Genomic DNA, 13624 nt, shown 5'->3' on the forward strand with positions numbered 1-13624 from the left:
CTCGTACCTGCCACCGACCCTCGCGTCCGTAAGCCATTGGCCGCGGTGGCCGCGGTCCTTGTCACGGTAACCGTCGCGGTTCTCGTGATCTTCCCGGTTGTCGTTGCCGTCGTACTCGGCGACGAACCCTACGAACGTTTGCATGTCGGTTACCCGGGCGTCGATGTCGCCGTTGCCACCACCGCGCTGTTGTCGGGTGCTCATCTCGCCACGCTGGTGACCAGCGGTGCCCTGGTTCACTTGCTGTTCTTGCGCGATGCGCCTGCCCGTCGGGCACGGTATCTCTCGGACGGATTCGAGATCTCCGTGCTCCGTATCGCCTCCGGGGCGTGGGGATTGTTTGCCGGAGCTCTAGTGGTCTTCGAGGCACTCGACTCCAACGGCACCCCGCTAGAGCGACTGGCGACTCCCGGCGCTCTGCCGTACCTCTGGGAAGCGAGCTACGCACCCAAAGCGTGGACCATCAGCTTCCTGGCGGCGTTGATCGTCTTCTTCGTCTCGTTCTTCGCGGAACGCTGGACGGGACTGCTGATCCCGCTGTGGGCGACCGCGATCGCCGTGCTCGCCCCCGTCGTCTCCGGTCAGGTGCTCGTGGGGCCCGATCACGACTTCGGCAGCGACGCGGCGATCTTCCAGACCATCGCCGTGAACGCCTTCCTTGGCGCGATCGCCGTCGCGGCCCTGCGCGTGCTCTCCGGGAGACTCGTCTCGCCCGTGACGCTGCGGCGACTGTTTCGGATTGGCGCCGTCGGGCTCCCTGTCATCGTGATCACCGATGTCATCATCGCCGTGTTCAAACTCGCCGGTGGCGACATCACCTCCTCGTTGACCGGGTGGCTCATCCTCGCCGGGTTCGTCTTCTTGGCGATCCTCGCCGGGGCGTTCGTGACCGCCGTGATGCTCGCGCGGCGCGGGGTGCTGCGGGCGGGGAACCTCACCGGGCTACTCTCGCTCTCTGCGGTGGCGGTGGTGGGATGGACCGGGGTGGGTGTCGCGATGACCCGGCAGCCGCCGCCGCAGTACTTCGTGCCGACCAGCATCGAGCAGGTCTTCATGGGCTTTGAAGTGCCCGATGCCCCGACGCTCACGGTGCTGTTCGGGCAGTGGCGTCCCAATCTCCTCTTCCTCGGCATCGCCGCAGCGGCGGTCACGGTCTACCTGATCGCGGTGCGCACGCTACGGCGTCGGGGAGACCGGTGGCCGCTCGGTCGGACGGCTGCGTGGATCTGCGGGTGGACGGTCGTGGTCGTCGCCACCAGTTCCGGGTTTGGGAAGTACTCCGCCCCGGACTTCGGGGTGCACATGATCGTGCACATGTCGCTGAACATGCTCGCCCCCGGCCTCCTCGTCCTCGGCGGCGTCGTCACGCTGCTGCTGCGCGCGAGCCGCTCCGACCGGAACAAGCCCGCAGGCCTGCACGATTGGATCACCTGGGTGCTGCACTGGCGGGTGCTGCAGTTCCTCTACAACCCGCTGACCGTCTTCATCATCTTCATCGGCTCGTACTACGGCCTGTACCTCACCGGCCTCTTCGGCGACTACATGCGGTTCCACTGGGCGCACCAGCTCATGAACGTACACTTCCTCATCGTCGGGTACCTGTACTACAGCCTGATTATCGGCGTCGACCGGCCCCCGCGGCCCCTGCCGCACATCGGCAAGCTGGGGTACGTGCTGGCGGCGATGCCGTTCCACGCGTTCTTCGGGGTGATCCTGATGACCAGCCCGGTCATCATCGCCGAGACTTTCTACCGCTACCTCGACCTGCCGTGGGCCGACCTGCAGGCCCAGCAGTACCTCGGCGGGGGAGTGGCCTGGGCGGGCGGGGAGATCCCGCTGATGATCGTCATCGTCGCACTCGCCATCCAGTGGAGCAGGCAGGACGCCACAGATGCCCGCCGCAAGGACCGGCACATCGACACCGGCCGCGACGACGAATACGACGCCTACAACCAGATGCTCCAGCGCCTCGCCGACCGGGACGCCGCCCGCCCCGGCCCCCGGCCAGCCGTCCGAGAGGAAACACGACCATGACGACGACGGACACTGCCCCAGCGGTGCTCGCACCCGTGGAGCTCGACATCTCCGGGATGACCTGCGCCGCGTGCGCCGGACGCGTCGAGCGCGCACTGGGCAAGCTCGACGGCGTGACAGCGAGCGTCAACTATGCCACCGAACGCGCCATCGTCACAGGTCTTCCGGACAGCGAGGTGGACACGGCGATCCGTCAGGTCGAGAACGCCGGATACGGTGCGCACCTGCGCGACGGCAGCGACGACGCCTGGTCTGCGCGCGCCACCGAGGTGCGGATCTCCTCTCTGCGCCGCCGGTTGGCGGTCTCGGCTCTGCTGACGGTCCCTCTCATGGACATCACCATCGTCCTCGCCCTCGTCCCCGGGTGGCGGTTCCCCGGCTGGGAATGGGTGTGCGTGCTGATGGCGCTGCCGATCGTCACCTGGGCGGCGTGGCCGTTTCACCGGGCCACGCTCCGCAACCTCCGTCACGGCGCGGTCAGCATGGACACCCTTGTCTCCCTCGGCATCGCCGCCTCGTTCGGGTGGGCGATACTCACCCTGCTGCTGGGGTTCGGCACCACGGAAGCCGCCGGCTACTGGCTCGGGTTCGGCGTCACCCCCGCAGGTGCGGACTCGATCTATCTCGACGTCGCCGCCGGCATGACGACGTTCCAGCTCGCCGGCCGCTACTTCGAGACCCGCTCCCGTCGTAAAGCCGGCGACGTGCTTGGGGCGCTGAACGCTCTCGCCGCCACCCACGTCCGGGTCGTCCGCGACGGCGTTGAGACGATCGAGCCTGCAACGGCGCTGCGGATCGGCGACATTTTCGTCGTCCTCCCGGGGGAGACCATCCCCGCTGACGGCACTGTCCGTGCGGGCACAGCCGCGGTCGATGCGAGCATGATGACCGGCGAGCCCGTCCCCGTCCCGGTCGGCCCCGGTGCATCGGTGACCGGCGGCACGATCAGCACCGACGGCCGGCTCGAAGTGACCACCACCTCGGTCGGCGCGAACACGCAACTGGCGCAGATGGCGGCCCTCACCGAACTGGCACAAGCACGCAAAGCGCGCGTGCAGAACCTCGTCGACCGCATCGTCACCTGGTTCGTGCCCGCCGTCATCACCCTCGCCGTGATCGTCACTGTCGCCTGGACGCTCACCGGAACCCCGTTCGCGCAGGCATTCGGCATCGGGATCAGCGTCCTCATCATCGCCTGCCCCTGCGCCTTGGGCCTGGCAACCCCTACCGCGCTCATGGTCGGCATCGGGAGGGCTGCGACCCTCGGTATCCTCATCAAGGGCCATGACGCCCTTGAAGCCTCCGGCACCATCACCACCGTGGTCCTCGACAAGACCGGCACCCTCACTACCGGACGCATGACCGTCGAGACCGCGACCGCCTTCGACATCCCCGAGCACGAGCTCTGGCGCCTCGCTGCCTCCGTCGAGCGGGGCTCCGAGCATGCGATCGCCCGCGCGATTCAGGACGCTGCCCGCAGTCACATCACCGACCTCCATCCGCTCAAGGAGTTCACCGCGCTCCCCGGCCTCGGCGCCACCGCCCGCATCGCCGGCAGCACCCTCCTCGTCGGCAACACCGACCTGATCCGCGAGCACGGCATCGACCTCACCCCCGCCACCACCGCACTCGCAGACGCCCACGAACAGGGGCACACGGTCGCGCTCGTCGCCCGCGACGGGCACCTGATCGGCCTGCTCGCCCTCGCCGACACCATCAAACCCGGCGCCGCCGACGCCATCAGCGCGCTCCACGCCCAGAACCTCACCACCGTGCTCCTCACCGGGGACAGCCTCGCTGCCGGCGCCCGCATCGCCGCCGAGCTCGGCATAGAACGCGTCCACGCCGGCGTTGCCCCCGCGCAGAAAGCCGACGTCGTCCGCGAGCTCCAAGCAGCAGGGGAGAAGGTCGCGATGGTTGGCGACGGCATCAACGACGCCGTCGCCCTCGCCACTGCCGACCTCGGGCTCGCGCTCGTCTCCGGCACCGACATCGCCCTCAAAGCCGCCGACATCATCCTCGTCCGCGACGACCTCCACGTCATCCCCGACGCGATCACGATCTCCCGCAAGACCCTCCGCACGATCCGCACCAACCTCGGCTGGGCCTTCGGATACAACATCGCCGCGATCCCCATCGCCGCAGCCGGCCTACTCAACCCCCTCATCGCCGCGGCCGCGATGTCCCTGTCCTCCGTCCTCGTCGTCTACAACAGCCTCCGCATCCAACGCGTGCGCAGCACCCGGTAAAGCGGTCGAAGTCGAGAGGTGGATGTGCGTGGAACTCTTCCTGCCCCTCTCCTTCGCGGCGCTGCTCTACGTCCTCATCCTCTGGATCGCATTCACCACGCCACCGAGGCCGCCCCAGCTGCCTGACCCCACGCTTCGCGAAGAATGGGACTCTGCCGTCTTCCGTATCCGCAACAGCGTCGAGCGCATCCGCCGAAAATGGCGACGCCGCCGCTGACGTACTCGAGGCGAGAGCGCGACGCGCGGAACCCCTGAGGCAAGAGGTGAGCCGGGCGTATTGACGCGAGCTCCTTCGCTCTACTACTGTGACTACTACATGTTGTAGAGATAAGGTGTGTGGCATGCTGTCTGACCCGGTGCTCCAATGGGTGCTGACGCTCACCTTCTCCGCGACCGCCGCGTATTCAGCGCTCCGGCTTGTCAACGACCGTAAGCCGTTCCTGATCATCGGTGACGGCCTACACCTCGTGATGAGCCTCGCGATGATCGCCATGTGCTGGCCCTGGTGGGCCGTGATCCCGGCCCTCCCGCAGCTGCTCGTGTTCATCGCCGGCACGATGTGGTTCGCCCTGGTGGCCGTGCTCCAGTCGCAGCGTCGCATCCGCAGAGCATCCGTCGGCGGGCACAGTCCCTGGCACCAGGTGGCCCACGCGATCATGATGCTCGCGATGGTCTGGATGATCCTCGCCATGCCGTCCGGTACGGACTCCGCCGCGCACACGCACCACCACGGTGGCCTTGACCTGTGGGCGGCGCTGACCGGCGTCGCCATCACCGCAGCAATGGCAACGGCCGGCGTCATCTTCCTCGTCGAGCTCATCCGCTGCGTGCGCGGTCGCACCACCTGGCTCGGACACACCGGAGACGTCGCGTCCGGGACGCTCATGAGCTTCGGCATGGCCGCGATGTGCTGGCCCATGATCACCGGCTGAACACACCTGCACCACCCTCATCACCTGCCGTCTCGACGCGGCCCGACAAGAAAGAGAAATCACCATGAGCACACGACGCAGCAAGAAGCGGCCCCTTCTGATTGGAACCGGAGCCTTCGCCGGGGCCGTCGCACTGGTCCTGGGCGGTGCGGTCGCCGCCAGCGCACACGTCAGCATCGCAGAAGGCCCGGTCGAGGCGGGTTCGTACTCGATCCTCACCTTCGGAGTCCCGCACGGGTGCGACGGGTCGGCCACCACCGAGGTCGCGATCCAGATCCCCGAAGGGATCAACGCCGTCACCCCGACCCGCAACAGCCTGTACACGGTCGAGAAGGTGATGGAGGATCTTGACACCCCGATCACCGACAGTCACGGCAACGAGGTCACCGAGCGGGTCGCGCAGGTCGTCTACACCGCCACGACGCCGCTCCCCGACGGTCAGCGGGACGCGTTCGAACTTTCCCTACAGATCCCCGAGGACGCCGCCGACACCACTCTGTACTTCCCGACCGTGCAGACGTGCGAGCAGGGCGAGACCGCCTGGGTGCAGATCCCCGAAGAAGGCCAGGACGGCCACGACCTGGACGCACCCGCCCCCAGCGTCGACGTGGTCGCCGCCAGCGACACCGCATCCCACGGCCACGATGATGCCACCGAAGCGACCGCCGACGGGCACGACGAGGACACAACCTCAGCAGCGGCACCGGCGGATCAGACACCGCTCGTGATCACCTCCCTCGCCATCGGCGGCATCGGCCTGATCGTCGCCGTGATCGCCCTGCTGAGGGGACGAAAGAAGGCGTGAGCATCCTCACCGCCGGGAAACACAGGTCGCGGAACCGCCTCCTCGGACCACTCCGCGTGCTCGCCGCGCTTCTGTTGGGAGGGGCGTTCGTGCTCACAGGAGCGCAGGCCGCGTCCGCGCACGCGGAACTGCTGTCGACGACGCCCGAAGACGGCGCCGCGCTCGACCAGGCACCTGCCGAGGCGGTGCTGACGTTCAATGAGCCCGTGCAGCTCATCGATGGCAGCATCCGCCTGTTTCCCGGCGATGAAGAACCGCTCACCCTCGACGCGCACGTCAGCAACACCAGCGTCATCGCCCCACTGCCCGCGACGCTCGACGATGGCGCATACGCCCTGAGCTATCGCGTCGTCTCCGCCGACGGGCACCCGATCTCGGGCGCGATCACCTTCACGATCGGCGACGCCGCGGGAAGCCCAACCAACGCACCGCTGGTGGAAACAACGACACCGCAGGGCACCGCGTTCGCCGTCAGTGCTCTGACGGCACTGCAGTACCTCTCGCTCCTCGTCTTCGCCGGTCTGCTCCTTTTCGAACGCCTCGTGCTGCGCAACGTCTCACCGCCGGAGCACCGGACGCTCGCCATCATGAGAGTCACCGGCATCGCAGCGGCTGCGGCGTCGTTGCTGCTCATCCCCGCGTCGGCGCTCAACGTGACCGGAGAACGCCTCGTCGCCGTCATTGACCCGGCAGCATGGTGGACAGGCGTGTTCTGGGCGCCGGTGGCTGCGGCAGTCGTCGTCTGCGCCGGGGTCGTCGGAGCCACACTGCTGGCGAGGCGCAGCAGGCAGCATCGAGGAACCCGCCTGCTCGCCGTGCTGATGACGCTCCTTGCCCTGGCCGCGCCGGTCCTGGTCGGGCACACCCAGCTGATGGAACCGCGCGCCCTGATCATCGGGGCCGACCTCGGACACCTTCTCGCCGGGAGCTTCTGGATCGGAGGAGTCCTCGGCCTCCTTCTGTTCCTCGCTTCCGCACGGGCGACCGGCAACGCTACCGCGCCGACGCTTGCGGTGAAGGTCGTGCAGAGGTTCTCCCGTCTCGCGGTCTGGAGCGTCGCCCTCCTCGCGATCAGCGGCACGATCATGGGCATCATGATCGTCGGAAGCCTCGACACGCTCGTCACGACGAGCTACGGACTCACCCTGCTGCTCAAGATCGGGATCGTGATCCCGGTCATCGCGATCGCCGCCTACAACAGGCTCCGTCTCCTCCCCAGGATCTCCGCACGACCGACCGCTCGCATGCAGTGGCACACACTGCATCGAACGCTCGCCTACGAGGCCGCGCTGCTCGTGGCTGTTCTGCTCCTCACCGGGTTCCTCACCAACCTCAGCCCCGCGCATGAACATCACGACACGACAACGGGAAGCTCAGCCGGTACCGCACAGACCGTCACCCTCGACGCGGACGCCCAAGGTCTATCTCTCGAAGGTGAGCTCGAGCCGGCGCTGACCGGTGAGAACCGCATCACCTTCACACTCGAGTACGACGGTGAGCCCGTCACCCCCGACGAAGTGACGATCCGCACTCGACTACCCGAACACGACCTTGGGCCGTTCGAAGCCACCGCAGAACTCGACCCCACCACCGGCGGCTACTCGGCGCAACTGGAAATGCCCGTCGCGGGAGAGTGGCAAGTGCAGGTGATCGCGCGAGTATCGACCTTTGCTGAGCCGATCGTGACCATCCCTATTGCCGTGCGTTGACACATGCCCGCAGCAAGGTTGGTGGCTTGCAAGAGCTACAGCCTTCAAGGTCCCTGCGCGATGCTGATACCTACCTTGCTGTGGACAGACGTGGATCACATGCCTGCCGTAAACCCCACATAAACGTGTGTTGGGGTCATCGATGGTTACCGAGAGCCGGGACCTGTCCGGGACCTGATGCATGCAAACCATGCAATCCATGACGTGAAATCGGGCTTTCTGAGGGACAGAGATGCCCGGAAAATCAAGGAATCTGGGGGAACCGTCTACCTGGGGGTCAAGGGGTCGCAGGTTACTGATCGCCGTGACGACCCTGCACGTGTCCTCCGTCGAGCTCGGGCTGCTCGGCGCGATGCAGTGGCTGCCCTTCCTGCTGCTGTCCCTCCCGCTCGGCGTGATGATCGATCGTCATCGACGCCGACGGCTGCTCGTGGCGTCCGAGATCGGCAGGACCCTCTTGACGCTGTGCCTGGTGGGCGTGACCGCGGTCGGGATGCTGGGCTTTCCGCTGCTGGCGGTGGTGCTGGTGCTGCTCGGCGCGTGCACGGTGGTCTACGAGATCGGCTATCAGTCGATGATCCCGTCGCTGGTGCCGCGCGAGCGCCTCAGCGGCGCCAACTCGCGCTTCCAGGGGACCGCTGCGGCGGGGGAGATCGGCGGCCCCGGACTGGGCGGGGCGCTGCTGCAGCTGACGGGCGCCGCCGTGACCCTCGGCGTCAACGCCGGACTGCACCTGATCTCCGCGATCGCGCTCACGGGGATCCGATCCGCCGAGACGGTGCCCGCCGCCGGCCGGCGCGACTTCCTCCGCGAACTGCGCGACGGCTCCGGGCACGTGCTGAAGGACCCGTACCTGCGCGCGAACGTCGGGTTCTCGGCGCTGTACAACCCGTTCGCGCAGTGGGTGACGCTGCTTCTCGTGCTGTACGCCGCACGCGATCTCCACCTGGAGGAGGGGCACGTCGGCCTCGTCTTCGCCGTGGGCGTCGCAGGTGCGCTGGTCGGAGCGGCGCTCGCATCGCCGCTCTCGCGACGCCCGAGGGTCGGCCTGGTGCTGATCGCGTGCGCGAGCGTGGAGTGCGCCGCGCTGCTCTTCCTGCCGCTCGTCGACGGCTCCCTGGGAGTCGGGGTCACCGTCGGGCTGATCGCTGCCGCCATGGCGCTGAACGGTCTCGGCGTGGCGGCCTCGAGCGTGCTGCTCATCACCATCCGTCAGCTCCGCACCCCCGACCGCCTGCTCGGCCGCGTGAACGCGACGATGCGGACCATCACCTACGGCACCATCCCGATCGGCGCCCTGGCCGGCGGGATCGCCGGGGAATGGCTGGGCGCACGCACCGGTCTGCTGATCGGCGCCGTCCTCTGCCTGTCGACGGTGGTCTGGGTCGCCGTGTCGCCGCTGCGGCGCGTGTCGCGCCTGACGGACCTCGCCGTGTCAGAGGGGGCCATAGGCGAGGTCGACCCGGCGGGTCGGGGATCGTCGTGACGGCCGGGCCCGCTGGACGGCGCATGCTGCGCCGGTGCGGTGCTCAGCGCGCGTCGGGGTGCCTGCGCACCGCCTTGACCGTGCCGTCCGGGTTGTAGGCGACCCACTCGCCGGTCTTGCGGCCGCGGTCGTAGTCGCCGGCGTCGAGCGGGCGGCCCTGGGCGTCCCAGCGCTCCCACCGGCCGTGCTTGACATCGCCGTCGAGGCGACCGCGCTGCAGAAGGGCGCCGTTCGCGCGATACCAGGTCCATGTGCCGCGCAGGGCGCCGTGCTCGTACGGTCCCTCCGAGCGGAGGCGGCCGTCGTTCGAGAAGTGCCGCCAGACGCCGTGCCGAGCGCCGTCCAGGTAGTCGCCGACCATCACACCGCCGTGCGGGTCGGGCTCGGTCCACCGGCCGGTCGGGCGCCCCTGATCGTCGCGCGCGTTCGGCGACTCCGGCACGGCGCTCACGCGGGGCTCGCCAGCTGGACGAGGTTGCCGCACGTGTCGTCGAGGACGGCGGTGACCACGGGCCCCATCGGGGTCGGCGGCTGCGTGAAGCGGACGCCCGCCGCCGAGAGCTCGGCGTGCAGCCGCACGACGTCGTCCACCGCGAACGACGCCGCCGGGATGCCGTCGGCCACCAGCGCCGCCGCGTAGGCCTTCGCCGCCGGGTGCTGGTCGGGCTCGAGCAACAGCTCGGTGCCGTCGGGCTCGCCGGGCCCCACGACGGTGAGCCAGCGGAAGTCGCCCATCGGCACGTCGGCCTTGGGCAGGAAGCCGAGGCGCGTCGTGTAGAAGTCGAGCGCCTTGGCCTGGTCGTCGACGAAGACGCTCGTCAGGTTGATGCGGATGCTCATGTCTCAGTCCTTCGTGTCGACGGGCCAGCGCTCGAGGATGGCGCGCAGCGGCTCGGTGTGCAGGTGGTGGAGCTTCGTCCGTCCCGAGCGGCGCGAGCTGACGAGCCCCGCGTCCTCCAGGACGGAGAGATGCTGGGAGATCGCCTGCCTGCTCGACGTGATGCCGTGCCGCATGGCCAGTCGCCCGCACAGCTCGAACAGGCTCTGCCCGTCCCGCTCCGTCAGCTCGTCGAGCACCCGCCGACGGGTCGGGTCGGCGAGCGCCTGGTAGAGGTCTCCCACGTCGCGAACATAGGCAAGTGGTCACTTGCATGTCAAGGGGGCTCGATGTCGATGAAGGCGCTTGCGGGGTCGGGCGCGAGTCAGCGGGACCGCCTGATCGTCGTCGCAGAGTGCCAGGATGGTGCGGTGAACGAACCCGCATCCGCGTTGCAGAACCACCCCGGCGATGTCGAGTTCCCGGTGCGGGCGCGGCGCAAGTACGCACGCCTGCTCGAGACGCGGCGCAGAGCCGACCCGAAGGAGATGCGCCGACGGGCTCTGCCCGTCACGCTCATGGCGGCTCCGTTCGGCATCGCGGCGTTCGTCCTGTCGTTCGTGTGGGATGTCGACGAGTTCGGGCTCAACCTGTTCGCGTTCCTCGTCGGCATGTGCTTCGGGCTGCTGATCGCCTCGATCGTCCTCGCCGTGAGCGATGCAGGGGCGCCGCTCCGCGCGCAGCGGCAGTACATCTTCCGATCCGGCCGCACGGCCCTGTCACTGCATCAGCAGCAGATCCTCGCGCTCGACGCGGCCAGTGACTTCGCCGGCCGCGGCTGGAACTCGTCGCTCGCCTTCACCCCCACCTTCGCCGAGCTGCCGCAGGACCTCCGCGCCCGGCACCGTGATGGCGAAGACGGCATGCCGTGGTTCGCCCTGCCGATGTCGTCCGTCCGCCAGCTTCGTGCGGCCCTGGACGACCAGTTCAAGATCGTCTCGCGGTCGGACGCCGAGATGCTCGTCGCCGACACGCTCGCCCTCGGCGACAACTCGCAGCGTTTCGCCGAGGTCGCCGGTGGCGAGAACGCCGAGCACATGATGTCGCGCATCGCCGCTCTCACCGGCGTGCCCGTCTTCGACATCCACGACCTCGCACACGGCACAGACACCGCACCTGCCCGGCTGCTGCTCGCCGCCGACATCGAGCGGGCGATCGGCGGCGTCCGCTACTCGTACGTCGCCGGATATCTCACGCTCGAGGACACGTGGGGGCTGCTTGAGCCGGTCGCGGCGAAGGCCTTCGAGACGTACGACGGCTGGGACGAGTACTGGCGTGATGTGGTCATCGCGACGGCGTTCCGCACCAACTCGCTCGAAGCCGTGCAGAGCCAGCGCGACGCGCTCACCGGGCTTCGAGACTCGAACTGGCCGGCGGCATCCGTGCCTTGGCCGATGACCGGGCACGGCCGCGAAGCGCTGTCTCGGCTGCCTGAGCGTCAGCCGCGCGAGGAGCAGTCGTAGCAGCAGCTCACGACCCCGGGCCGTCGATGCGCGGTCGTCGGATCCATCGCGCGGTCGTCGGATCGGCGAGGCGCGTGGGACTCGTCGTGCACGCCCGCGTCTCGTCCGCCCCAGCCTTCCGACGACTGAGCCGTGCGTCCGCCGACCGAGCCGATCTGCGTCCCGGGCGACGGGTGGACGGGACGGGCTCGAGGCCTGGCCCCGGGACCGCCACGCCCGGTGTTGACTGTGTGCAGGGGACACGGTCTTGACTGTCGGCAGCAGGCCGGTCGCACCGTTCAGAAGGAGTCACACGATGACGAATCTCGAGAGGCGCCCCGGCGTGGAGGTCCTGGAGACCGGACGGCCGGGCGGCGACGTGCAGGTGCTCGAGCCACGTCTCGTCCCCCTGGGCGGACCGCGCGCGATGACCGTCCACCGCACCCTGCCGCAGCGCGAGCGATCCCTCGTCGGCGCCTGGTGCTTCCTCGACCACTACGGTCCGGACGACGTCGCGGCGACCGGCGGCATGCGCGTACCGCGGCATCCTCACACCGGCCTGGCGACGGTGTCGTGGCTCTTCAGCGGGCGCATCGAGCACCTCGACTCCGGCGGCAACGCGGCCGCGGTCGTGCCGGGAGAGCTCAACCTGATGATCGCCGGGCGCGGGATCACCCATCAAGAGCTCGGCGATCCGCAGACGCGCGTGCTGCACGGGGTGCAGCTCTGGTACGCCCTGCCCGATGAGACGCGCTTCGGCCGGCACGAGTTCGCCCGCCACGTGCCGCCCCCTGTCGCGGTGCCCGGGATGACCGCCCGTGTGTTCATCGGGGAGCTGCTCGGCTCGGCCTCGCCGGTCGACACGCGAACGCCCGACCTGCTGGGCGCCGAGCTCGTGCTCGAGCCCGGGGCGTCGGTGACGCTGGACGTCCGACCGGACTTCGAGCACGCGGTGCTCGCGGAGAACGGCCGGGTCTTCGTCGACGCGGCCGCGGTCGAGCACCGGTCTCTCGCCTACGTCCCGCCCGGAGCGGACACCCTCACCGTCTCGGCGGGGGACGCAGGGGTGCGTGTCCTGCTGCTCGGAGGCGTGCCGCTGGGGGAGCAGATCGTGATGTGGTGGAACTTCGTCGGCCGCGATCACGACGAGATCGCCGACTTCCGCCGCCGCTACCAGGCCGAGCTCGGCTTCGAGCCGGACGACTCGATCGATCCGAGTGATCCCGGCCTGTTCGGGCCGTTTCCCGAGGGACAGCCGCGTCCGCTGCCCGCTCCGCCCCTGCCCAACGTCCGGCTGCGCCCGCGGCAGTGACCGAACTCCACGCTCGCCGCGGCTCGAGGGATGACTCCGGCGCACGCGCGCCGGGACCGTGTCACGCGTCCCGGGCGACGAAGGTCGCGACGGCGGTGATCGCCGCCGCGGCGATCCAGCCGAGCAGGACCAGTGCGCCGGCGCCGGCGGTGAGCACGGGGTCGCCGTCCTCCAGGTAGAGGAGGGCGCCCGCGCGGTCGGGCAGCCAGCGCGCGTGCTCCGTGCTGGCGCCGACGAGCGGCGAGACGATGAGCACGAGCGCGAGCATGGCGACGAGCGGAGGGATGAGCGAGCGCAGCAGGACGGCCAGGGACAGCGCGAGCAGTCCGATCATCACCGGATAGACGACCGCCCCCGCAACATGCCATCCGTCGGAGCGCCCGTCCGAGGCGTGGTCGCGAACGGCCAGGACGACCGCCGCCGTCGCGAGCCCGCCGCCGACCGCCGCGGCGCTGGCGATCGTCGCCGTCACGAGATACGCCGTCGCCTTCGCCGCCAGCAGCCGGACCCGGGCGGGCGCGGCGGTCAGCGTGGTGCGGAACTGGCCGCCCTGATACTCGGTCGCGACGGCGAGGACGCCGAGGAGGATGGGGCCGATCTGGAGGAACGGCACGATCGCGACGACGGTCTGCTCCGGCGACAGAGGGGCGCGGGTGCTTCCGGCGATGCCGGCGGCGAGGGCGATCGCGACGGCGACCGTGCCGAGCACCGTCGCCACCGCCGCGGGCAGGCTGCGGAGCTTGACGAGCTCGGCGGCGGCCGTGTCGCGCATCCGCAT

The 13624-nt window shown here is 69.2% G+C and carries 13 protein-coding genes; 9 read left to right on the top strand and 4 right to left on the bottom strand.

Features of this window, described 5'->3' with window-relative positions; translation table 11 throughout:
* Positions 1-45: 45 nt before the first annotated feature.
* The 7 genes from K5S26_RS03620 to K5S26_RS03650 all read left to right on the top strand — a co-directional run bounded on the left by K5S26_RS03620 (position 46) and on the right by K5S26_RS03650 (position 9215).
* Entirely contained in the window at positions 46-2034 is a 1989-nt protein-coding gene (locus K5S26_RS03620; RefSeq protein ID WP_308122781.1) for a cytochrome c oxidase assembly protein, read from the top strand.
* Entirely contained in the window at positions 2031-4283 is a 2253-nt protein-coding gene (locus K5S26_RS03625; protein ID WP_221856127.1) for a heavy metal translocating P-type ATPase, read from the top strand. The genes K5S26_RS03620 and K5S26_RS03625 overlap by 4 nt, the downstream gene beginning before the upstream one ends.
* Positions 4284-4311: 28 nt before the next feature.
* The gene (locus K5S26_RS03630; protein WP_221856129.1) at positions 4312-4500 is read left to right on the top strand and encodes a hypothetical protein; all 189 of its coding nucleotides are present in this window, start codon (positions 4312-4314) and stop codon (positions 4498-4500) included.
* A gap of 124 nt (positions 4501-4624) precedes the next feature.
* Entirely contained in the window at positions 4625-5215 is a 591-nt protein-coding gene (locus K5S26_RS03635; protein WP_221856131.1) for a DUF5134 domain-containing protein, read from the top strand.
* A gap of 64 nt (positions 5216-5279) precedes the next feature.
* The gene (locus K5S26_RS03640) at positions 5280-6020 is read left to right on the top strand and encodes a YcnI family copper-binding membrane protein (protein ID WP_221856133.1); all 741 of its coding nucleotides are present in this window, start codon (positions 5280-5282) and stop codon (positions 6018-6020) included.
* Complete coding sequence (locus tag K5S26_RS03645; protein ID WP_221856135.1) at positions 6017-7729, top strand: copper resistance CopC/CopD family protein; 1713 nt, start codon at positions 6017-6019, stop codon at positions 7727-7729. The genes K5S26_RS03640 and K5S26_RS03645 overlap by 4 nt, the downstream gene beginning before the upstream one ends.
* A 304-nt stretch (positions 7730-8033) precedes the next feature.
* Positions 8034-9215, top strand: coding sequence for an MFS transporter (locus K5S26_RS03650; protein ID WP_221856137.1), 1182 nt, complete (start codon positions 8034-8036; stop codon positions 9213-9215).
* Positions 9216-9258: 43 nt separating this feature from the next.
* On the opposite strand, the gene K5S26_RS03655 is transcribed toward K5S26_RS03650, so the two are convergent.
* Genes K5S26_RS03655 through K5S26_RS03665 form a run of 3 tightly spaced genes read right to left on the bottom strand, consistent with a single transcriptional unit; the run spans position 9259 to position 10337 of the window.
* Positions 9259-9666 carry a toxin-antitoxin system YwqK family antitoxin gene (locus tag K5S26_RS03655; RefSeq protein WP_221856138.1) on the bottom strand — a complete coding sequence of 136 codons (408 nt, stop codon included), beginning with the start codon at positions 9664-9666 and terminating at the stop codon, positions 9259-9261.
* Positions 9663-10055 carry a VOC family protein gene (locus tag K5S26_RS03660; RefSeq protein ID WP_246603573.1) on the bottom strand — a complete coding sequence of 131 codons (393 nt, stop codon included), beginning with the start codon at positions 10053-10055 and terminating at the stop codon, positions 9663-9665. The genes K5S26_RS03655 and K5S26_RS03660 overlap by 4 nt, the downstream gene beginning before the upstream one ends.
* A 3-nt stretch (positions 10056-10058) precedes the next feature.
* Positions 10059-10337, bottom strand: coding sequence for an ArsR/SmtB family transcription factor (locus K5S26_RS03665; protein ID WP_221856140.1), 279 nt, complete (start codon positions 10335-10337; stop codon positions 10059-10061).
* A 126-nt stretch (positions 10338-10463) separates the two neighbouring features.
* Between K5S26_RS03665 and K5S26_RS03670 the strand changes: the two genes are divergently transcribed.
* Positions 10464-11555: a DUF1266 domain-containing protein gene (locus tag K5S26_RS03670; RefSeq protein ID WP_308122744.1), complete on the top strand. Its 1092-nt coding sequence runs from the start codon at positions 10464-10466 to the stop codon at positions 11553-11555.
* Positions 11556-11850: 295 nt separating this feature from the next.
* Positions 11851-12846 carry a pirin family protein gene (locus tag K5S26_RS03675; protein WP_221856142.1) on the top strand — a complete coding sequence of 332 codons (996 nt, stop codon included), beginning with the start codon at positions 11851-11853 and terminating at the stop codon, positions 12844-12846.
* 61 nt (positions 12847-12907) lie between these two features.
* On the opposite strand, the gene K5S26_RS03680 is transcribed toward K5S26_RS03675, so the two are convergent.
* On the bottom strand, positions 12908-13624 hold the full coding sequence (locus tag K5S26_RS03680) for a hypothetical protein (RefSeq protein ID WP_221856144.1): 717 nt from the start codon (positions 13622-13624) through the stop codon (positions 12908-12910).

Origin of the sequence: Microbacterium marinilacus (assembly GCF_019753765.1) — a bacterium.
Taxonomy (GTDB): Bacteria; Actinomycetota; Actinomycetes; order Actinomycetales; family Microbacteriaceae; genus Microbacterium; species Microbacterium marinilacus.

What these genes read in the sequence shown, in the direction of transcription:
- K5S26_RS03625 (WP_221856127.1), top strand. Translation starts at nt 2,031, where the DNA reads ATGACGACGACGGACACTGCCCCAGCGGTGCTCGCACCCGTGGAGCTC.
- K5S26_RS03635 (WP_221856131.1), top strand. Translation starts at nt 4,625, where the DNA reads ATGCTGTCTGACCCGGTGCTCCAATGGGTGCTGACGCTCACCTTCTCC.
- K5S26_RS03640 (WP_221856133.1), top strand. Translation starts at nt 5,280, where the DNA reads ATGAGCACACGACGCAGCAAGAAGCGGCCCCTTCTGATTGGAACCGGA.
- K5S26_RS03660 (WP_246603573.1), bottom strand. Translation starts at nt 10,055, where the DNA reads ATGAGCATCCGCATCAACCTGACGAGCGTCTTCGTCGACGACCAGGCC.
- K5S26_RS03675 (WP_221856142.1), top strand. Translation starts at nt 11,851, where the DNA reads ATGACGAATCTCGAGAGGCGCCCCGGCGTGGAGGTCCTGGAGACCGGA.
- K5S26_RS03680 (WP_221856144.1), bottom strand. Translation starts at nt 13,624, where the DNA reads ATGCGGATGCGCGACACGGCCGCCGCCGAGCTCGTCAAGCTCCGCAGC.